Genomic DNA, 21166 nt, shown 5'->3' with positions numbered 1-21166 from the left:
ATGAAGATTACACTGCCAAATGGGGATGTGCGCGATTTCCCGTCGGGCGCTACCGGTATGGACATTGCGCTGCAGATTTCGGAAGGGCTTGCCCGCAACGCTGTTGGCATTTTCGTTAACGGAAAGCAATACGATCTGTCGCGCGAAATAACCGAAGACGCATCTGTTAAAATTGTAACCTTTGATGATTCGGAAGGTAAGGAAATCTTCTGGCACAGTACTGCACACTTAATGGCAGAAGCACTCGAAGCACTGTATCCGGGCGTCAAGTTCGGCATTGGGCCGCCTATCGAAAATGGTTTTTACTATGATGTGGACTTGCCGGACGGAGTGTCCATCAGCGTTGAAACGCTGCCGCTCATCGAGAATAAAATGAAGGAATTGGTGAAGGCAGACAGTACGTACGAACGTATCGAGGTTTCGTGGGATGATGCAGTTGCTTACTTCCGTGAGAAGGGCGACGAATACAAGCTTGAACTTCTGGAAGGACTGAAGAACAGCGAGATCACCTTTTATCGCCAAGGAGGGTTTACTGATTTGTGCAGAGGCACACACGTACCCAGCACGGGCAGACTGAAATTTCCGAAACTGCTCAGTGTTGCCGGTGCCTACTGGCGCGGTGACGTGTCGCGTAAGATGCTCACCAGAATCTATGGTATAAGCTTTCCAAAGAAAGCTCAATTGGAAGAATACATCCTTCAGCGTGAAGAAGCCGAACGCAGGGATCACCGTAAGCTTGGTAAGGAGTTAGAGATTTTTACAATCACACCAATGATTGGTGGCGGACTGCCGGTGTGGCTGCCCAATGGTACTATTCTTCGGCGCAGACTGGAGGAGTTCCTGCGCAGTGAACAACGTAAGCGAGGGTATCAGGAAGTGATTACCCCGCATATCGGTAACCTGGAGCTGTATAAAACTTCCGGACACTATCCGTATTATGCTGACTCGCAGTATGACCCGATTACCGTTGATGATGAGCAATACCTGCTTAAGCCAATGAACTGTCCGCACCACCACCAGATATTTTCCTCTAAACCCCGATCATACAGAGATCTTCCGGTGCGCCTTGCCGAGTTTGGTACCGTGTACCGTTATGAGCAAAGCGGCGAACTAAACGGTCTTACCCGTGTTCGTGGCTTTACCCAGGATGATGCTCATATCTACTGCATGCACGACCAGCTTAAGGATGAAATCAAGAACGTTGTTGAACTCACACAACTGGTATTTAAAACGTTTGGCATGGACGTGTCTACACGGCTAAGCTTCCGCGACGATAACAGCGATAAGTACGGCGGCGACATTAGCCTGTGGGAACGGTCGCAAGCCGAAATCAAGGAAGTTGCCGACGAAATGAACCTTGATTACTTTATCGGAGAGGGCGAGGCTGCGTTTTACGGACCCAAAATTGACTTTATCGTCCGTGACGCTATCGGTAGAAAATGGCAGCTTGGAACGGTACAGGTTGATTATGTGATGCCGGATCGCTTCCAGCTTGAATATACTGGTGCCGATAATACCAAACATCGTCCGGTAATCATTCACCGTGCCCCCTTTGGTTCAATGGAGCGGTTTATTTCTATTCTTATTGAGCATTATGCCGGTAACTTCCCGTTCTGGCTTGCTCCGGTTCAGGTGAGCGTGCTACCAATTGCAGAACCGCACAGAAGTTTTGCAACCGATCTTGCAACCGAGCTGGAACAGATGGGCCTGCGTGTTCACACCGATCTGCGTAACGAGAAAATCAACCGTAAGATTGCCGAGAGCGAACAAAAGAAGATCCCATTTGCACTTGTGATAGGCTCTAAGGAAATTGAACAGGACAGTGTGGCCTTGCGTGAACATGGCAAGGGTGACCAGGGTTTGATACCAATAGCGTCACTCAAGGATATGCTGGCACGGCTGAATGTGCCAGGAGCTGATTGACTGCGTGTTGGCAAAGACTTCAAAACACGGCAGACGTACCTGGCAAATCACAATAGCCATTCTGAGTGCAGCGGCATGTGTATTATTTGCCTGCTACCTGTACGTTGATTCACAAACCAACAGCCTGGTGTACACCATCGAAACAGCACCGTACAGCAGGGTTGGCCTTGTACTGGGCACCAGTCGTGCCCGAAGCAGCGGTGGCTTCAACAGCTACTACTTAGAGCGAATGCGGGCAGCTGCTGAGTTGTATGCTCGCGGAAAGGTAAAGCTGCTTCTGCTGAGTGGCGACAACCGTAGTGTTGACTATAACGAACCTGCCATGATGAAGAAAGACCTTATGCGCATGGGAGTTCCCGAGAGTAATATTGCCATGGACTTTGCAGGCTTTGATACGTATGATTCGATGATTCGCGCACATAAGGTGTGGGGAATGGACAGTGTTATGGTCATCTCGCAGGACTTCCATGTACGCAGGGCCGTGTACATTGGGAATCGCAGGGGTATGTATGCCGTTGGAGTTGCCACCCGCGAACCTGCAGGCTGGTTCTCGGTTGCACAGCTGCGCGAAGTGTTTGCACGGCTTAAGATGCTTGCCGACGTACATATCCTGCATAGTCAGCCACGATATCTTGGACCCAAGGAGATCTTTCCGGCCGATACGGTCGGAGTTCAATGAAACAGAAAACGCTGATATTGGCAGGCTTTGCTCTCCTGTTGGGAAGTGGTACGTTTTTGCTGACGCAGAATGTTGCCGCAACCGGAGGCCTTGCATACGGCTTACTGCTTTTGCTTTCACTGATCCCCAAGGGGAAAGTAGAGGTTTATACCGGACTGGTAACCAGTCTAATCGTAATGATATGTTCAGTGCCGGCTGTTCCCGTGGTTGTACGGATGTGGCTTGGTTCGCATCAACAACCTACAGCCGTTGATTATATTTTTACAGTTATTGCCGTAATGGCATTGATTCACAGTACATGGAGTATTCGATGGATTCTCTTACACCGCAGCAACAAACAGCCTTAGCCAGGAAATCACAGGAGTTAGGTTTAGGAACATTCAAGCGACATATTTTTTTATGCTGTGACCAGACTAAACCCAAGTGCTGCTCCAAAGAGCAGGGTCTTGAGTCATGGGAATTTTTAAAAAACCGTCTGGCTGATCTTGGCCTTACAATGCCTGGAGGAATTAACAGGACTAAGGCGAACTGCCTGCGTGTATGCATGTATGGTCCGATTGCTGTTGTTTACCCCGAGGGAGTTTGGTATCACAGCTGCACTCCCGACGTGCTCGAAAGAATTATACAGGACCATCTGATTAACGGCACGGTGGTTGAGGAATACAGGATTCCAACTGAACTTGCCGGTCAGGTTTGAACCAGAATCTACGAGATCTGTTTCAGGAGCCGCCGGGTGGCGCTAATGGCATTACCAAAAAACTGTATTCCTTCAAGGCGCATTGCTGCTGCATGGTCGCGCTCGTACCGGTAGAAGTCATTAAGGTGACAAAACGAATAGCGAATCACGTACTCGTAGATGTCTGCGGGCTCGTTTGTTAACGCCTGTTCAACAGTAGCTTTATGAAAACATCCCGTTGCAAGTACCCGTGAAACATGCGGATGAATCCACATCACCCAGTCACCATTGCGGTGGCTTTCAACTCGAACAGTAACTTCGTATATCATGCAGTCTGAGCCCCTTTCCCGTTACCTGTTTTCAAAAACCACCTCAGCACAAATGAACCAACAAGTGCAGATGCGGTAGAGCCGGCCATTACGCTTAGCTTGGCAACATCTAAACTCTCGCCTGCCGGGAACGCAAGGTGTGCCACAAAGAGAGCCATGGTAAATCCAATGCCACATAAAATCGAAACACCGTAAATATGTTTCATGGAGACCAGGTTTGGAAGTTCTGCAATTTTAAAACGTACAGACAACCATACGGCAACAGAAACGCCCAGCTGCTTGCCCACAAAGAGTCCGAGGATAATTCCGAGACCTACCGGGTGCAACAGACTGTCAACCACCGCAGTATTAAACACGACGCCAGCGTTAACCAGCGCAAACAGAGGCATGATACCGAACGTAACGAATGGCTGTAAGCCGTGCTCCAGACGGTGGAGGACGCTGTTGCTGTCGGTACACATTTGCTTGAGCGACGCTATGTGGTCAAGCTGTTCTCCCTTGTCTTCGTTTTGTTCGATTTTATCATCAATCGAACGAAGCAGCATTTTCCCTCGTTTTGTAAAGGCAGGTATATCAATACGTGCAGTAGCCGGTATGGTTAAGGCCAGCAGGACGCCTGCAATGGTTGCATGAATTCCCGAAAAGAGGATGGCAATCCACAGGCAAACACCAAGGATGCCGTACAGACCAAGGTTATTACTGCCCGATTTGTTTAAACCCCAGAGTAAAACCAGAATTACGGCGGCTGCAGTTAGTGCGGTAAGGTTTAATGCACCGGTATAAAAAATGGCAATAATGAGTACGGCAAACAGGTCATCGATAATCGCAAGTGCAGCAAGGAACACTTTAAGACCAATGGGCACACGCTTCCCAAGGAGTGCCAGAATCCCAAGCGCAAATGCAATGTCGGTAGCAACCGGAACACCCCACCCTCTTGCATCGGGAGTGCCGTGGTTAAAGAGCATGAAAATCAAGCCAGGGAAAATCATCCCGGCAACGGCTGCAATGGCGGGAAGAGCTGCTTTTCGGGCGCTCGAGAGCTCGCCGATTAGGAGTTCACGCTTTATCTCGAGTCCCACCACAAGGAAGAACAGCACCATAAGGCCGTCGTTTACAAAATGCTCCAGCGAAAACTCAAGGTGCAGCGAGAACAGCTTCAGGTTAATTGGCTGGTGCAGGAAGGCTTCGTATGATGAATGCAGAGCCGTGTTCGTCCAGATAAGTGCAATAACGGTAAACGATAAGATTACTATGCCGGCACTTGACGAACGTTGGTAAAATGATTGAAAGGACGACTGGATTTGTGATGTAATTCGGGAAAGAGTACTCATTTCTGATTTGATAGTAGCGTGATACAGTATTGTTTGTAGGCTGACTGAGGCATTAAGGCAACGGTCTGCTCATAATCAGCAGCGGTGATTAACCCGGTTTGAAGAGCGATAACTTCAGGGCATGCAATCTTAATACCCTGACGCCGCTCCAGCGTTTGCACAAATGCGGATGCTTCGATAAGAGACTCTGGCGTGCCGGCATCAAGCCAGGTGACACCGTTATCCAAGCGCGCGGCAACCAGTGTGTTGTTTTGGTGATAAACATTGTGAACATCTGTAATTTCAAGTTCCCCACGGCCACTGGGCCGAAGTTCTTTGGCGTACAGTGCAGCATCGGAATTATAGATGTACAGACCTGGAATTGCCAGGTTGCTGCGCGGATGTTCCGGTTTTTCTTCGATACCGGCTACGCTGCCGTCAGGGTTTAGTTCTACAACACCGTAACGCCGGGGGTTTTGAACGGGATAGGCAAAAATCCGGGCACCGGTATTGCTTTCAGCGGCGTGACGAAATGCCAAGCCTTCGCCGTGAAAAATATTGTCACCAAGGATGAGTACGGTATTTGTACTGCCAACAGTATTGTGAGCGATGATAAGAGCTTCGGCAATGCCACGCGGACTTTGCTGACGGGCGTACTGAATGTTGATGCCCAGCCGTGAACCGTCGCCCAGAAGGTCCTGGTATGCTGCCAGATGATTGGGTGACGAGATAAGCAGAATATTGCCAATACCCGCCTGCAGAAGGGTGCATAGCGGATAGTACACCATTGGTTTATCGTAAACCGGCAACAGCTGCTTGGAAACGGAAGCTGTAAGCGGGTATAGTCGGGTACCCGAGCCCCCGGCAAGCAATATTCCGTAGGTCGACGTCACCTGCAAAGATATGGTAAGGGGCTATGCAGTGCCTGTCTCACCCTCGAAACTTTGATGTCGGACAAGTTGGGCACGAACAAGGAAAATGACGTTTTCGGCGATGTTGGATGCATGATCAGCCATGTGTTCCATGTCCTGCAGTGATAAAAGCAATTCTGCCCCGGCTGCAACTGTGGCCTGGTCAGACGTCATGATGTCAATAAGCGTTGCGCGCTTCTGCAGATATAGTGCGTCAACAGTATCGTCGGACGGCAGGATGTGAAGCGCGAGCTCCGGATCGTTTGTGATAAAGGCATCCATGCTGGATTTAACCATAGTGTACACAGCATTGGTAAGGGGCTCAATATCAATGGTGCGGGACAGTTCGGTAACCGCAGGGGTGTCGATAACGGCCTGAGCGATTTCAGTAGCAATGTCGCCGATGAGTTCAAGTTCGTTATTAATTTTTATTGCGGTAAGCAGTAACCGTAGGTCAACGGCAACGGGTTGATTTAGAGCAAAAATCCGCTGGCACTGCTTGTCGATTTTCAGGTCGAGCTTGTTTACTTTTTCGTCACGTTCGGTAACGATGCGTGCCAGCTCAAGGTTGCCTTCCTTCAGAGCACGGAACGAGAACTCAACCTGTTCTTCTACCAGTGAGCCCATCCGGATAAGACGGGATCGGAGTTTATCGAGGTCTTCTTCGAAGGATCTGTTCATTGTATGGTAAGAAAGTGTAATTGTGAAATATGCGGATGGGATTATTAACCGAACCGGCCGGTAATGTAATCTTCGGTTTCTTTCTGGGCTGGACTGGTGAACACGGTTTTTGTTTTATTGAATTCAATTAATTTCCCCATCAGGTAGAAGCCGGTATAGTCACTTACCCGTCCGGCCTGCTGCATGTTGTGGGTAACAAGGACAATGGTGTACATATCCTTAAGTTCTTCGATCAGGTCTTCTACCTTGGCGGTACTAATGGGGTCGAGAGCGGAACACGGCTCATCCATCAGCAGGATGTCCGGATTGATTGCAATGGCACGCGCAATGCAAAGACGCTGCTGCTGACCGCCTGACAAGCCCAGAGCCGAGTGGTGGAGCCTGTCCTTTACTTCGTTCCAGAGTGCTGCACGCTGCAGGCTGGTCTCCACAATCTGATCCAGTTCTGATTTCTTCTTTTTGTGGTTGAGTGACAGGCCATAGGTAATGTTTTCGTAAATGGATTTAGGGAAGGGAATCGACTTTTGGAAGACCATTCCCACGCGTCTGCGTAGTGTTGCCACATTCACAGACTTATCGTACACGTTTACACCTTCAATGGTAATCGAGCCTTCGGTACGAACTCCGTCAATCAGGTCGTTCATACGGTTCATGGAGCGTAAGAAGGTACTCTTGCCGCATCCCGAGGGTCCGATAAACGCCGTAACCTTCCGTTCAGGTATTTCCAGCGAGATGCTGAACAGAGCTTGTTTAGCTCCGTAAAAAACCGAGAAATCTGTTGCCTGAATGATGGTGGGGTGGTCTTTAGCCATAGTTCTGTTATCTGTTTTTTCGTAATCGTGACCGTAGGTAGATGGCGCCAAAGTTTAATGTAAACGTCAGGGCAAGCAGTACTACGGTTGTTGCATATTGCAGGGGTAGTGTAGCTTCTACGTCTGGTGACTGTGTTGCTAATACGTACAGGTGATACCCAAGGTGCATAAACTTGTCGGTAACCCCGTCAGGTAGCGATCCCGCACTGTAAGTAACACCCACGAACAGGATAGCAGCAACTTCGCCTGCACCTCTGCCTACGGCCAGGATACTGCCGGTGAGGATTCCCGATAACGCATTGGGTATAGCAACTTTAATGATTGTCTGCAAACGGGTTGCTCCAAGCGCCAGCGATGCTTCGCGTAGCTCACGTGGTACTGACCGTAAGGCTTCTTCCACCGAAACAATTACAACGGGAAGAGTAAGAATTGCCAGTGTTGCCGAACACCACAGCAGCGATCCGTCGGCAAAGATGCTCGCACCGGTTACGGCGTCCAATCCCTTGCCCACAAACTGAATAAAGAAGCCAACACCAAAAAGGGCAAACACAATCGAGGGTACGCCGGCAAGAGTATTTACCGCAAAACGGATGAACTTGGACAAGGCAGAACCCTGCCGGGCGTATTCGGTTAAATACACGGCTGTGATTGTACCCAACGGCACCCCCATAAGCGTCATCAGAAGTACCAGGAAGGTAGTCCCTGCAAGTGCAGGAAAGATGCCGCCCTCGGTGTTGCTGTTCCTGGGGTATTCAGTTAGAAATTCCCAGGTAATATGTGCACCGCCGTGCACGGCAAAGTCAGCCAGCATCCCAAGGATAATTCCAACAACAGCTACGCATGCCGTAAGTGCAATACCTAAGGCAAATGCGCCGAGCAGACGCTTTGAAAGCGGAAACTGCGTTGCAAACCGTCCAGTCATCAGTGTCCCTGAAATTTTTTAATGAGTCTCTTCTTCACGTAATACTCCGTTACCGAATTCAGCACAAAGCTTACTATCAGCAGGAAGGCTCCAAGCAGGAACAGCACGCCATAATGTTCAGAGCCCCATACTACTTCACCCATTTCAGATCCAATGGTGGCTGCCAGTGTACGCGCCGGCATGAACGGGTTCCAATCACCCAGTGGTGCATTGCCGGTTGCCATTATTGCAATCATGGTTTCGCCAAAGGCGCGTCCAATTCCCAGGATTACTGCCGCAATCACCCCGGGAGCGGCTGCCGGCAGCATCACCCGGTAGGCAGTTTGCCATTCGGTAGAACCAAGAGCGAGCGAGGCCTCACGAAGTGTACGGGGCACAGCTGAAAGCGCTTCTTCGGAAAGTGAATACACGATGGGAAGTACTGCCAGCGACAATCCGATGCCACCAACCAGAGCGTTCAGCCGGAAATCCAGATGGAACATGGTCTGCAGCACACTGGCAAGCGTGGTTAAACAGAAAAAGCCAATAACAACCGAGGGGAAGCCGGCAAGTAATTCAATAATTGGTTTTATAAATTCACGTGTTTTGCGCCCGGCAAAAAACGCAGTATAAATGGCAGCAAGAATACCAAGAGGTGCACCAAATAAAATCGCAATCAGCGTAGTTTTTGCCGTACCAACCAACAGTGGCATCACGCCAAACTGATGATGCTCGCCAACAGGCTGCCATACCGATCCTGCCAAGTTGTTTGCCAGGGACGTTTCCCGATGAGAAGGGGCTTGGTCAGGCGCAGGGTTTACATCGTCAATGTCAGCCGGCAGCTCACCGGTTTCCGCATTGTAAATATCCGGATACAGTGGATTCCTTGGTGAGTAAAAGAGATGTCCGGTAGCGTTGTTGGCAGACACTGCATCTGAGGGCGCCGCTTCCATAGGCGGAGGATGGGGCGGGGCAGGGCCATTGGCGGACGTGACCGCATGTGCCGGGGCCGGAGCGGAGTCTGCCGACGAGAACACGGTGAGTGCCTCACGGAAAACAAATAAAAAAATAAGAAAAATTAGCATAATAGATACTGACGCAATGCCGCGAATACACCATTCTATGATGTGTTCAGCGCGTTTCGGCGATTTTGATGTGAACCGGTTTACTGTCATTGCTTCATCACCGTATAATAACCGGCATCGGTAACTACACGCTGTCCTTCAGCCGACAAAACCCAGTCAATAAAGCTTTTTACGATGCCGGTTGGTTTATGATTCATGTAGAAGTATAGAAACCGGGAAATCGGGTAGCTGCCGTTGCTGATGGTCTGCGTGTTGGGAAGAACATACGGCTGATCGGACGATGGTGCTACGGCAACGGTACGTACTGACTTGGTGTAGGCTGCACCGCCGTAGCCGATTGCGTTTTTATCCTTTTCTACAGCGTTGATCAGTGCTGCCGTACCGGGCATGTGTTGAACGGCATCGGCAAAATCCTGTTTTTGAAGTACGTTTTCTTTAAAAAACTCATAGGTGCCGGAGTTATTCTCCCTTGAATACACGATGATTTTAGCATCGTTACCGCCAACGTCCTTCCAGTTTGTGATTTTGCCCGTAAAAATCAGTCGTAACTGATCAAGAGTGAGTTTTCGCACCGGATTTGAATTATGGATGTAGATGCTGAGACCATCGCGTGCAACCCTCACTTCCAGTCCGCGGTAGCCTGTGTTTTCTTTCAACTGTGCCACCTCTGATTTTTTAATCGGGCGTGACGAAGCACACAAGGTGGTTGAGTTGTTGATTAGTGCGGCAAACCCTGTGCCTGAGCCCCCTCCCGTAATCTGAAATTCGACCTGATTATGGCCAGGGTACCGTTCCGTCCATAGCTGCACCAGTATCACCATGGTATCTGACCCCTTAATGGTGATACGGTTGGAAGCGGATCCGGACAGCACCATAAACAGCAGGACCGAGGCAATGGCGTGGGTAGCAAAGCGCATCATCAGATTCCGGTTTCCAGGTTTAATAAAACATACAACGGAAAAGGCTTCTGCGTGCTGATATCTAAAGTATTCACCTTGTACGAACCAACCTCCAGGCTGGTTTTAATGCGATGTCCGTTTATGTAGCACCCTACCGTAGCTGCGGCAGTTTCAATGTGCAGTGCTTTATGGGTCTCACCCAACACATTTTGAGCATCAGTGTTTACCGTAGCAAACCGAGCAGCAACAAATCCGTGCCACGGTGTTGTGTACGAAACCTGTACAGTATAGCCGGTTGACAGATCGTCAAGCAATACGTTTTCCGACATTGCATGCTGCTGCTTACGTACGGCATACTCGGTATAGAGTGCGAAGCCACTGTATTTAAACACTGCATCGGCAAAATATGCACGATCGGACTCAGGCACGTACGTGACCGAATTCAATCCGGTAAACCGCTGTTCGATGCCTACGGCATGGGCTGCAGCGCCAACCGAGAGCTTTGGAGTGCGTTCGCGGAGGAGATCTCCTTCGAATGTATCGCCGTTTCCCGTAAAGCGTCCCAGAGGAAGATATTCCAGACGTCCGGTAACTGCCGGCAGGCGCTGTATGCCTGCTGTTGCCTGTGGCGGGAGGGCTGTCGTGGCTGCAGCCCGAAGAGTTAGCCCCTGCGAACCCGTGAGAATATTCCAGGTTGCGTGAAGTCCCGTTTCACGGCCAAGCCCCAGGTAATGGTGTACCGCAGACCTGTCGGCCATCTCAAGAGAGCCCGATGAAATCAGGTATTGTCGCTCGCCCGGTAGCTTCGTGCGTCCCACGCCAACCTGCAAGGTTGGGTTAAACTTCCAGTACACCATGGCATCACGCAGATAGTTGTAAACACCCGACGCATCTGACGGAGCAAGTTCAATCTGAAGCAGGTAGGAGAGCAAAGGATTAAACAGTGTACCGTTGAACCGCAGCCGCAATTTGCGTATGGTGAGATCGGCACTGGAGTTACCGGTTTGGTGCGAATTGCCATAACCGGGATTCTCGCTGGAATACCGTAACCAGGTCTGCATCCTGAACCGTACCGTCATGGTTACCGTTGAATCGGCATTCTGAATGGTGATCCCCCGAGGCTCTGCCGTTGTGTTCGGAACAGGCTGTGAAAACGTCTGAAGATCTGCGCCTGTTGTGCATAGCAAAAGCATAACCCATACCCTGCTCAGAAAAAAACGCTTCACAAAAAACAATTCGGACTCCTCTGGTTTATTGGCAAAATCACATGGATTACCGATGCATTCAAAACTATCCGAAAGAATTGGCCATGCCAAGCAAAATCGGTCATGTTACGAATTGGTAATGTTGGGTATGCCAAAGCCCCCTAAATTCGCACGTTATGAAACGAATAGCTGTGTTTACCAGTGGCGGTGATGCACCCGGAATGAATGCCCATATTCGCGCGGTACAGCGCGTAAGCGAAAAACGAGGCCTGGAGCTGATTGGAATCACAGGCGGATATTCGGGAATGATTGCCGGACATTTCGACCTGCTGGACAGGATGCATACCGCCAATATCGTCAACCGCGGTGGCACGATCCTAAAAACCAACCGTTGCGAGGAGTTTAAGCAGCCGGACGGACGTGAGAAAGCTGCCGGAATGCTAAAAAAACATGGCATCGAAGCCGTGATTGCCTGCGGAGGTGACGGTACGTTCCATGGTGCCCATGCGCTTGCAACTGAATTTGGAGTACAAATCGTTGGTACACCAGGGACGATTGATAACGACCTGTTCGGCACCGATTTCACGATTGGATACGATACGGCTATCAATACCGCAGCAGAAGCAATTGACAAGATCCGCGACACTGCCGACAGTCATGGCAGAATATTCTACGTTGAAGTTATGGGCAGGCATGCAGGCTTTATTGCTATGGACGTAGGAGTAGCGTGCGGAGCTGAGTTTATCGCCGTTCCTGAAACACTAACCGATGTAGAGCTGCTCTACAAAAGAATTGTTGCCCAGGGAATTGAAAAACGCACCATTGTTATTGTTGGAGAAGGCGATGAACTGGGCGGTGCCCTGAAACTTGCCGGCCTGGTTGAAGAGCGATACGGTTTGTCGGGAAAAGTTTCGATTCTTGGACACATGCAGCGGGGCGGTTCGCCCTCTGTGCGTGACCGCGTGCTGGCTGCACGCCTTGGCGCTGCTGCAGTTGATGCATTGCTGGAAGGAATTTCCGACGTAATGATTGGCGAACAGAATAACAATGTCAGCCAGATACCACTGCCGGAAACCTGGGCCAACCGGAAGTCAGTACCTCCGTATCTGCGGGATCTGGCCTCACTGCTTGTTTGAAAATTTCACAGATGGTAAAACCATTTCACTACTAAACCAATTGAGTAATAGATTCTGAGGTAATTATGACGCCCACCTTTTTAACGCTCATTCAAATGTTCCAGCTGGAGGGGATGGTAGCATTGGGTAAAATGCTGAATCCTGGTACAAACCAGATAACAAAGAATCTTGATCATGCCCGGTACATCATCAACATATTGGAAGTGCTGGATGAAAAAACCGCCAATAATCTCACTGATGACGAAAGGCGCTTTCTGGAGCAAACATTAAGTACGCTCAGGCTAAACTTTGTTGAAGAAAGCCAGCGTCCGTCGGTTGCCAATAGCGGAGAACTTACCTAATGCTCACGTTTGCCTTGTTTGCGTTTCCGGACCGGCCCAATGCACATACCTGGGCATTCCATGCCGCTCAGCGTCTGGTTGAGGAAGGGGCTGGGGTTTACCTGGAAGAACAACTATCGGCAGCTGCTCCTCCGGATTTATTATCAAAAGTTTCGATTTGTTCCATAGCCGAACTGGGCAAGTTTGCGGATATTGTTATCACCTTTGGTGGTGATGGCACGCTGCTGGCTGCTGCGCATGTGCTTATTGGGACTGACGTCCCAATAATGGGCGTTAACGTGGGCAAGCTTGGTTTTCTTGCCGAATATCCTGTAGCCAAGCTTGATGACGGTATTATGGAATTGCTGAAGGGTGATTACAGAATTGTTGACCGGACAACAATCGAAACAGAGTGGGAAGACCAGACGGCTTGCGCATTAAACGAAATTGTTGTCGAACGCTCGGCAGGTGCCAAGATTCTTACCATCCGTACCTTCGTTAACGACCACCTTGTAGCTGATTTTCGAAGCGATGGAGTGTTAGTGTCAACCCCAACAGGTTCAACAGCCTATTCGCTTGCTGCGGGCGGTCCGATTATTGCTCCAAGTGCAAATGTTTTTTGTTTGACTGCAATCTCGCCGCACACGCTTACGGTGCGTCCGCTTATTGTTAGTGACACCTCACAAATCCGCTTTGAGTTGCCCGAAAGCGGTTCAGACGCACGAATCGTAGCTGACGGTCGTGTTGTGGGAGTTATGAAACAGAAGAACTCGTTAACCATACGTCGGAGTAACCATTTGCTGAAGCTTGTTAAGCAGCCCGATAACACCTATTTTGATCTGCTCAGAGAAAAGCTGCTTTGGTCAGCCGATGGCGTAAAGAAATCTTAAACTGTCTTATCAACATCATGAGCACGCAAATACAGGGAACTATTGTTGACGTAGTACATCGCCGTATGTATGGTGGCAGAGTTGTGGTTGATGGTACGCACATCGCAGCCGTTGAAGCCGACAATTCGGTTACCGTTGGTCCGTACATCCTTCCCGGTTTTGTTGATGCACACGTTCACATTGAGAGTAGTTTGCTTATTCCCAGCGAATTTGTCAGGCTTGCCGTTCTGCATGGCACTGTAGCCACTGTAAGCGATCCGCATGAAATTGCAAATGTGTGTGGTATGGCCGGCATCGAATTCATGATCAACAACGCTGCTGGCTTACCGTTTACGATTGCATTTGGCGCACCAAGCTGCGTCCCTGCCACTATCTTTGAAACTGCTGGTGCCGAAATCACTGCCGACGATATACGTACGTTGCTTGCCAGACCCGATATCCGATATCTGAGTGAGATGATGAACTGGCCCGGTGTTCTGAACGCTGATCCGGGTGTAATGGAAAAAATCGGTATCGCTCAGAAGTACGGCAAGCCTGTAGACGGACACGCTCCAGGCCTTACCGGAGAACGTGCCCGCGCCTATGCGGGCTGCGGCATTGCTACAGACCATGAGTGCTTTACGCTTCAGGAAGCCCTCGACAAGGTTGACTGCGGCATGAAGATTCTGATACGCGAAGGATCTGCAGCCAGGAATTTTGATGCACTACATCCTTTGATAGGACAGCATCCCAACAACGTTATGTTCTGCTGTGATGATGCCCACCCTGACCTGTTGATTAACGGGCACATCAATAATCATGTGCGTCGGGCTCTTGCTCTGCGGTATGATCTGTTTGATGTTCTGCGGGCTGCCAGCTACAACCCTGTACAGCACTATCAGCTACCCGTGGGTTTGCTTCAAGAAAACGACTCTGCCGACTTTATCGTGGTGGATGATCTTGCCTCGATGAAGGTTCTGCAAACGTGGATTCGCGGTACCTGTGTGGCTGACAACGGCACATGCCTGATTCCAAGCACAACGGCTACGCCAATAAACAACTTTACTGCCACACCGATTACGGCTGCCGATATTCAGGTGGACGCTACCGGCACAGTACGAGTGATCGTGGCTCATGACGGGTTGCTTACCACCACCGAGGAACATCTGAGTCCGTCGGACCCAGATGTGCTGAAACTGTGTGTTGTTAACCGCTACACCAAGGCGCCGGTTGCTATTGCCTGGGTAAGGGGCTTTGGATTACAGCACGGAGCCATGGCCTCATCGGTAGCCCATGACTCGCATAATATTGTTGCCGTAGGATGCACCGATACGGCCATTGTTCAGGCTGTAAACGCCGTTATTCGCGAGAAGGGCGGACTAAGCGTGTATGACGACCATTCAGCATCAGTACTGCCGCTCCCGGTAGCAGGCCTGATGAGCACGGCTGATGCCGGGAGCGTTGCAGTGCAGTACGTTGCTCTTGATGCAGCAGCTAAAAAACTAGGCTCCGAACTCCGAGCCCCCTTCATGACTTTATCGTTTATGGCACTACTTGTAATTCCAAAGCTTAAGCTCAGTGACAAAGGTTTGTTTGACGGTGAAAATTTTTCGTTTGTATCAGTTTCAATTTCATAGTGATAATGACAAAAGAAGCGCCAGTACCCAGATTCCCGATTGACAGCGAAGTAATTCGGCTGATACAGATTGCCATTTATGAAGACCTTGGATCGGGCGATATAACCACTGAACTCACGATTGACCGTGATACACAGGCTGCCGCCCGTTTTGTACTCAAATCTGACGGCGTAATATGTGGATTGCCGGTCCTGAAACTGGTATTCAGAGAGTTTAGCAATGATGTTGATTTACGGGTATTGGTAGAGGAAGGAAGCTGGAATCCAGCCGGTACCGTGATCGCAACCATTGGAGGCAGAGCCCAGGCATTACTGGGCGGTGAACGCACGGCCCTGAATTTCATTCAGCGTTTGAGCGGCGTTGCCACGCTTACACGGAGATATGCCGACAGGCTGGAGGGTACCAAAACAAGGATCCTTGATACGCGCAAAACAATTCCGGGATGGCGGTTACTTGATAAATACGCTACCGTTGTGGGAGGTGCGCTTAACCATCGGTACGGCTTGTATGACATGGTGATGATAAAGGATAACCACATCACGGCAATGGGTGGAATCACCGAAGCAGTAACACGGTGCGTTCAGGAATTACAGGGCCGCAGCTCGATTCGTATAGAGGTCGAAGCACGGTCGTTGGATGAAGTACGCGAAATCCTGCAGTGCGAAGGCGTACACCGCGTCATGTTCGACAACTTTACGCCACAGCAGGTTGCCGAAGGTGTACGCATCGTAAACGGTAGGTTAGAAACCGAAGCCAGTGGTGGAATAACCTACGGAAATATCCGTGAGTATGCCGATGCCGGTGTTGACTTTGTGAGCGTAGGCGCTATCACCCACAGTGCTGCTGCACTTGATATCAGTATGAAACTCTTTGTACCCAAGCAAGCATAGGCGGGTTAGTTCTCGGGACCATGGCTGGCAAGAATTCGGAGTGCCAGCGTACGGATTCTTGATCGCAGTGACTGCGGACTAATTACGCGCACCTTGCCCCCATAGCTCATTACCCATTGTGCCAAGGCATCGTCGGGCGACACTGTCAGGAATAACTGTCCTGATCCGTTCGGTAGTGTTTTAAACCTCTGACTTGGATGAAGCTCTACCGATTCAAAGTGCGGTACCAGTTCACTTGCTACCTCCAACGTAACCAGAGTGTCCGGTTCCGGCAGTACTGACTGACCCGGAAACCCTGCCTGAGGCGCAAATAACACCGGAACAGGTCCCTTTAGAACGTAGGTGTGCTGTTGAGCATCGTATGCAATTGGAATATGCAGTGTGTTTATAAGATAGTTTATATCACGTGCTATCGTTCTTTGGCTCACTTCCAGCTGAGCTGCTACCTTACCGGCCGTTACTACCTCGCCATTTATGAGCGATGCCAGGATAGACTGTACTCTATAAAGTGCAGGCCGTGACAAAGAGCGAACCCATGGAGTGTAACGTATGTCTCGTAGTATGTACGATGCTACGTCGAGTCCTATGTCATAAGTTGTCATACCCCCTGTTTTCAGTAAAATATAATTGCACCGGTTCAACCTATTTGAGCATAGTATGAACAGTGGAGCCGGTTGTGACTCTTTAGGGGATGTGTAGGGGGCTACAACTCTTTGCGGAGGCGTGCGACGGGAATTTTAAGTTGTTCACGGTACTTGGCCACGGTACGTCGGGCCACAACGTATCCAAAGCGTTTCAGGTCCTTGGCAAGTTTATCGTCGCTGAGCGGTTTTGATTTACTCTCGGCATCAATAAGTTCCTTTATTTTTTGCTTAATGATGCGTGTGCTCACTTCCTCACCGTCATCGGTAACCAGTGACTCGCTGAAAAAGTATTTTAGCTCAAAGGTTCCGAAGTGAGTCTGCACGTACTTGCCATTTACAATTCTGCATACGGTACTGATGTCAAGTCCGGTGATTTCGCTTACGTCACGGTAGATAAGGGGGCGGAGTCCTTCCGGACCTCGGATAAAGAAATCCCGCTGAAGCCCGGCAATTGCCGTCATCACCCGCAGCATTGTGCTCTTCCGCTGGCGGATTGCCTGCATCAGGAACTTTGCATCTTCGTATTTCTTCCTCAGCCATTCACGGGTTTCCTTGTTGAACTTGTGAAATCGGGCTTCTTTCTTCAATCGGTCGTACGCATCGCTTACGCGCAGCACGGGCAGGCGGCTATCGTTAACGGTAATGATAAAGTCCGATCCGTCCTCGGTTGGTTCTACAGTAAAGTCCGGAGCAATGGTATTAGACTCAGGGCCAAACGTTCCGCCTCCCGGACGCGGGTTAAGGTTTCTGATAACATCGATTGCCTCACGCAGATAGTCCTCGGTAACGTCCAACTGTTTTGCAATAACCGGGTAGTGTTTCATCGCAAACGGTTCGTACGCATCAGTCAGAATCAGCAAGGCCAGTTTTTGTGCTGCATTTGCTTTTTTTACCGATTTAAGCTGTGCTACCAGGCATTCCTGAACCGTTCGTGAAGCAAAGCCGGGTGGGTCAAGATTTTGAATACGACTTAGAACACTCTCAGCCTGCTTCAGTGAAAGGGCCTCCAACATTTCAGAAATCCCGCTGATAATATCACGCTCGTACCCGGTGTTTGCCGTGCCAAGCAGCGTAGGGGCCTGAATTGCAAGATTGTGTTCGGCAATTAAACCGTTCACTTCGGCAACTAATTCAGTAAGCGGACGCCGGAGGTAGCCGTCCGAGTCCACATTCCCAATGATGTAGTCGGCAAGGAGTTGTTCTTCGGCTGTCAACGGGAGAAACCGAATCTGTTCCCTCATCTCGTCTTCCAGGCTGGGCATTTCACGGAAGAGGTAGCTGGTGGTGTCATCGTCTTCGTCTTCCGACGGATTATAGTCGGAAGACCGGGCTGCAGATGGATCTTCGCCCCACAGCAGCTTATAAAACTCAAATCCGTCTGACGTGTCCTGGATCTCACTGTGGGTTTGAATGATTGATCCGGTTTGATTCCCATAAACCACCGGCTGAGGAGCTGATTCGGTACCGGAGTCATCGGAAATGACAGAAACCGGTTCGATAGCGGTAGTCTCGAAATCAGCCGTTTCGCGCTGCTCCTCAAGCATAGGATTGTTTTCGACTTCAGAATGGACGTGCTGCTCAAACTGTAGGGCTGAAAGTTGCAGCAGCTTCAGATACTGAATCTGCTGGGGAGTCAGCGTCTGCTGTAATGACGTCTGGAGATTTAACCCAAGCTTCATGGATTATCCTCCTTCATTGTCCTTGCTACGTGAACCATGGTGCCGGCTACCTCTTCTCCGTATGCCCTGGTTAATGCCTCACGGAGCATTTCTACCAGCAACGTTCCCGTTTTCTTCCCATTCTCCCGGCCAGGTGCACACTCATCAAAGACCTCGTACCGCAGATAGGGACCACCAAAATTGTGGACACGAATCGGGAACAGATGGCATGACAGTGGCTTGCGGAAGGTACTTTCCCCGGCGTGATACGCCCGCTCGAACGAGCACTTGGCAATACCCCCTTCCCACGAAACAAATACACATTCGGCATTGTTAACGCAGACTGTTTCCCAGTTCCCGTCGCTGCCGGTAAGCCCTCCTGATGAATCCAGTATTGCCTGGTTTGCTGAACTTAGATATTTCCTGGCAACCGGTGCGGCACTCTGAATTCGCTCTACCTCGGCATCGGCAACAGGTGCTCCGCCACCGCCTTTTAACGTACAGCAAGCCCCTTTGCATTGAGCTACGTCACATAAAAACTCAGTGCTTAACACATCAGATTCTATCAGAAGGTTGTCAAGCGTAATCATCGTACGTTAAAAATAGCACGATTTTTGATAGAACCAATGTGTTTTAATCGCTGAAGCCAGATTTTCTTTAACGCCGGATCGCTGGCAGCCGTTGTGTTTACTTTGACAGCGATACTTTTTTCACTTTGTCGGGGAATAGCTTCTCGAACTTTTCCACCTTGGGGCGGACAACGAAGGAGCAGTAGGGTTGCGAGCCATTCTCATTATAGTAATTTTGATGATAATCTTCGGCAGGGAAGAACGTTGTGAACTGACGCACGTGTGTTACGATTGGACCGGGCCAGGTTTTCGCTGCTGTAAGCTGCTCAATATAGGCGCGGGCTGTATTCTCCTGTTCCGGTGAATGATAGTAAATAACGCTTGCATATTGCGGTCCAACGTCGTTTCCCTGTCGGTTAGGAGTTGTTGGATCATGTGCCGAAAAGAATACCTGTAAAATTTCGGCAAATGTGATTACAGATGCATCGTACTCGATTGTACAAGCCTCTGTATGATTGGTGGTGCCGGAACACACGGCTTTATAGTTGGCTGTCTCGGGCGTACCACCGGCGTAGCCGCTTACCACTGAAGTTACACCCTCCAGTCGTTGAAAAACAGCCTCAATGCACCAGAAGCACCCTCCGGCAAGTGTAGCAGTATCCAGTTGATGAGTTTTCATTGTTGTGTGATGATTGATAAGGGGCTTGGGCGGACTTTTGGCTTCGTGGCAGGATGCCGACAGTACCGCGATGAATAGAATCAGCAGCAGCATTGCTTTTTACGATTTACCCGGGTGTACAGTGGTTCGCATTACGTAGCTCATTTCAGGAACCGGAAGGTTTGCCTCGTCAGTTACACGGCGGATTACGTTGTTGGTTTCGCTGAGTACGCGCACGTAGTCGGCCGGTTTGCAGTACGGACGTACTGCCAGGACGGCTCCTGCAAGAGTAAAGTCCATGACCCAGATTTCAGGCTCGGGTTTATCAAGCACCCCGGGCACAGCCTGTATAGCGGTCCGAAGGCGTTCAATGGTATCGTCAACATTGGCAGCATGAGCAAGCTGCATTGTACGTTCAATGCGCCGGTACTGAATGTCTGTAAAGTTTTGAATATTATCAGAAAATATATTGTTATTACCCAGGTAGATCTTCGTTCCATCGGACGCTGTTATTGTGGTCACAAACAAACCAATTTCATCAACCACTCCGTTGGCACCGGCAGCGCTGATAACATCGCCGACTTTAAATGGACGCAGTACAAGCAGAAACGCACCGGCAGCAAAGTTTGCCAGCAAGCCACCCCACGCAGTTCCGATAGCCAGGCCAAGGGCAGCAAGTAGTGCCGCAAACGATGTTGTTTCGATACCAAACTGCGCCAGAATACTGACAATTAGAAGAATATTGAGTCCAACAGAAATGATGGACCGCATATATTTCTGCAGTGTTGCGTCGAATTCCTTTGCGGCAATGGCACGTGAAATTCCCTTTATAATTAGGCGGATAACCCACCGGCCAATAATAAAGGTGAATATCGCGCCAACAATACGGAGTCCGTATGTTATCGCAACGTGTTGGATCTCAATCCACATACTGTCAAAGTTCATAGGCTTTAAACGGTGTTGGTAAAGGTGGGAAAATCACTGTCGATATATGGCATACATGGCTGCCATACCAAGCAATGCACTTATAATGCTTCCGCATACTGATGCAATGATATACGTCGAGGCTAGTAAAAGATGTCCGGACTGAAATAATAGTATTGCTTCCGCCGAAAACGTACTCATGGTAGTGAATCCGCCACAAAAACCCGTTCCCAGGAACAGCAATACGGTGCGAGACTCGTGTGAGTGGATGACGGAAAATGAAGAAAGGCCTCCAAGTATGAACGACCCCGCAATATTCACGATTAGGGTGCTAACCGGAAACCTGCCGGTGTGGTGCGGAAGGAGAGCGGAGACCAGGTAGCGGGTCCCACTCCCCAATCCGCCGCCGGCAATAACAAGAAAAACAGATTGTACCATGCTATGTTTTTT

24 protein-coding genes are annotated in these 21166 nt (G+C 49.8%); 9 read left to right on the top strand and 15 right to left on the bottom strand.

The features are described from left to right. The 4 genes from thrS to HRU79_04905 are packed head-to-tail and all read left to right on the top strand — an operon-like array spanning position 1 to position 3299. A complete protein-coding gene (gene thrS, locus HRU79_04920; GenBank protein ID QOJ26023.1) occupies positions 1–1923 on the top strand; it encodes a threonine--tRNA ligase in 1923 nt (640 codons plus the stop codon). Positions 1924–1930: 7 nt separating this feature from the next. Beyond that, complete coding sequence (locus tag HRU79_04915; protein QOJ26022.1) at positions 1931–2602, top strand: YdcF family protein; 672 nt, start codon at positions 1931–1933, stop codon at positions 2600–2602. Continuing rightward, complete coding sequence (locus HRU79_04910; GenBank protein ID QOJ26021.1) at positions 2599–2949, top strand: hypothetical protein; 351 nt, start codon at positions 2599–2601, stop codon at positions 2947–2949. The genes HRU79_04915 and HRU79_04910 overlap by 4 nt, the downstream gene beginning before the upstream one ends. After that, positions 2913–3299 carry a (2Fe-2S) ferredoxin domain-containing protein gene (locus HRU79_04905; GenBank protein QOJ26020.1) on the top strand — a complete coding sequence of 129 codons (387 nt, stop codon included), beginning with the start codon at positions 2913–2915 and terminating at the stop codon, positions 3297–3299. The genes HRU79_04910 and HRU79_04905 overlap by 37 nt, the downstream gene beginning before the upstream one ends. A gap of 8 nt (positions 3300–3307) precedes the next feature. On the opposite strand, the gene HRU79_04900 is transcribed toward HRU79_04905, so the two are convergent. Genes HRU79_04900 through HRU79_04860 form a run of 9 tightly spaced genes read right to left on the bottom strand, consistent with a single transcriptional unit; the run spans position 3308 to position 11399 of the window. After that, entirely contained in the window at positions 3308–3607 is a 300-nt protein-coding gene (locus HRU79_04900) for a DUF4286 family protein (protein QOJ26019.1), read from the bottom strand. Continuing rightward, positions 3604–4938 carry a Na+/H+ antiporter NhaA gene (nhaA, locus tag HRU79_04895; GenBank protein QOJ26018.1) on the bottom strand — a complete coding sequence of 445 codons (1335 nt, stop codon included), beginning with the start codon at positions 4936–4938 and terminating at the stop codon, positions 3604–3606. Before nhaA ends, HRU79_04900 begins: the two co-directional genes overlap by 4 nt. After that, entirely contained in the window at positions 4935–5816 is an 882-nt protein-coding gene (rfbA, locus tag HRU79_04890; protein QOJ26017.1) for a glucose-1-phosphate thymidylyltransferase RfbA, read from the bottom strand. The genes nhaA and rfbA overlap by 4 nt, the downstream gene beginning before the upstream one ends. A 15-nt stretch (positions 5817–5831) precedes the next feature. After that, the gene (phoU, locus tag HRU79_04885) at positions 5832–6509 is read right to left on the bottom strand and encodes a phosphate signaling complex protein PhoU (GenBank protein QOJ26016.1); all 678 of its coding nucleotides are present in this window, start codon (positions 6507–6509) and stop codon (positions 5832–5834) included. A 44-nt stretch (positions 6510–6553) separates the two neighbouring features. Further along, positions 6554–7321 (bottom strand): phosphate ABC transporter ATP-binding protein, encoded by a 768-nt coding sequence (locus tag HRU79_04880; GenBank protein QOJ26015.1) that lies wholly within the window; start codon positions 7319–7321, stop codon positions 6554–6556. 7 nt (positions 7322–7328) lie between these two features. After that, positions 7329–8243: a phosphate ABC transporter permease PstA gene (gene pstA, locus HRU79_04875; GenBank protein ID QOJ26014.1), complete on the bottom strand. Its 915-nt coding sequence runs from the start codon at positions 8241–8243 to the stop codon at positions 7329–7331. Then, complete coding sequence (gene pstC / locus HRU79_04870; protein QOJ26013.1) at positions 8243–9397, bottom strand: phosphate ABC transporter permease subunit PstC; 1155 nt, start codon at positions 9395–9397, stop codon at positions 8243–8245. The genes pstA and pstC overlap by 1 nt, the downstream gene beginning before the upstream one ends. Beyond that, positions 9394–10224: a phosphate ABC transporter substrate-binding protein gene (locus HRU79_04865; protein QOJ27270.1), complete on the bottom strand. Its 831-nt coding sequence runs from the start codon at positions 10222–10224 to the stop codon at positions 9394–9396. The genes pstC and HRU79_04865 overlap by 4 nt, the downstream gene beginning before the upstream one ends. Positions 10225–10226: 2 nt before the next feature. Further along, on the bottom strand, positions 10227–11399 hold the full coding sequence (locus tag HRU79_04860) for a hypothetical protein (GenBank protein ID QOJ26012.1): 1173 nt from the start codon (positions 11397–11399) through the stop codon (positions 10227–10229). A gap of 188 nt (positions 11400–11587) precedes the next feature. Here HRU79_04860 and HRU79_04855 point away from each other — a divergent pair, with 188 nt between their 5' ends. From HRU79_04855 to nadC, 5 genes are all read left to right on the top strand, one after another. Next, on the top strand, positions 11588–12547 hold the full coding sequence (locus tag HRU79_04855; GenBank protein QOJ26011.1) for a 6-phosphofructokinase: 960 nt from the start codon (positions 11588–11590) through the stop codon (positions 12545–12547). 65 nt (positions 12548–12612) lie between these two features. Next, on the top strand, positions 12613–12888 hold the full coding sequence (locus tag HRU79_04850) for a DUF1844 domain-containing protein (protein QOJ26010.1): 276 nt from the start codon (positions 12613–12615) through the stop codon (positions 12886–12888). Further along, entirely contained in the window at positions 12888–13757 is an 870-nt protein-coding gene (locus HRU79_04845; GenBank protein ID QOJ26009.1) for an NAD(+)/NADH kinase, read from the top strand. The genes HRU79_04850 and HRU79_04845 overlap by 1 nt, the downstream gene beginning before the upstream one ends. Positions 13758–13774: 17 nt before the next feature. Beyond that, on the top strand, positions 13775–15373 hold the full coding sequence (gene ade / locus HRU79_04840) for an adenine deaminase (protein QOJ26008.1): 1599 nt from the start codon (positions 13775–13777) through the stop codon (positions 15371–15373). A gap of 5 nt (positions 15374–15378) precedes the next feature. After that, a complete protein-coding gene (gene nadC, locus HRU79_04835; GenBank protein ID QOJ26007.1) occupies positions 15379–16263 on the top strand; it encodes a carboxylating nicotinate-nucleotide diphosphorylase in 885 nt (294 codons plus the stop codon). Between the two features lie 5 nt (positions 16264–16268). On the opposite strand, the gene HRU79_04830 is transcribed toward nadC, so the two are convergent. The 6 genes from HRU79_04830 to crcB all read right to left on the bottom strand — a co-directional run bounded on the left by HRU79_04830 (position 16269) and on the right by crcB (position 21154). Beyond that, positions 16269–16865: a WYL domain-containing protein gene (locus tag HRU79_04830; protein QOJ26006.1), complete on the bottom strand. Its 597-nt coding sequence runs from the start codon at positions 16863–16865 to the stop codon at positions 16269–16271. A 101-nt stretch (positions 16866–16966) separates the two neighbouring features. Further along, positions 16967–18586, bottom strand: coding sequence for an RNA polymerase factor sigma-54 (gene rpoN / locus HRU79_04825; GenBank protein ID QOJ26005.1), 1620 nt, complete (start codon positions 18584–18586; stop codon positions 16967–16969). Continuing rightward, positions 18583–19155, bottom strand: coding sequence for a DUF3109 family protein (locus HRU79_04820; GenBank protein ID QOJ26004.1), 573 nt, complete (start codon positions 19153–19155; stop codon positions 18583–18585). Before HRU79_04820 ends, rpoN begins: the two co-directional genes overlap by 4 nt. Positions 19156–19252: 97 nt before the next feature. Continuing rightward, entirely contained in the window at positions 19253–19813 is a 561-nt protein-coding gene (msrA, locus tag HRU79_04815) for a peptide-methionine (S)-S-oxide reductase MsrA (GenBank protein ID QOJ27269.1), read from the bottom strand. Between the two features lie 99 nt (positions 19814–19912). Beyond that, positions 19913–20737: a mechanosensitive ion channel family protein gene (locus HRU79_04810; protein ID QOJ26003.1), complete on the bottom strand. Its 825-nt coding sequence runs from the start codon at positions 20735–20737 to the stop codon at positions 19913–19915. Positions 20738–20770: 33 nt separating this feature from the next. Further along, on the bottom strand, positions 20771–21154 hold the full coding sequence (gene crcB, locus HRU79_04805; GenBank protein QOJ26002.1) for a fluoride efflux transporter CrcB: 384 nt from the start codon (positions 21152–21154) through the stop codon (positions 20771–20773). Positions 21155–21166 lie beyond the last annotated feature (12 nt).

This window comes from Ignavibacteria bacterium (assembly GCA_015709655.1).
Lineage (GTDB): Bacteria > Bacteroidota > Ignavibacteria > Kapaibacteriales > Kapaibacteriaceae > OLB6.
Note: the sequence above shows the minus strand (reverse complement) of the source record. Positions and strands in the feature narration are given on the sequence as shown.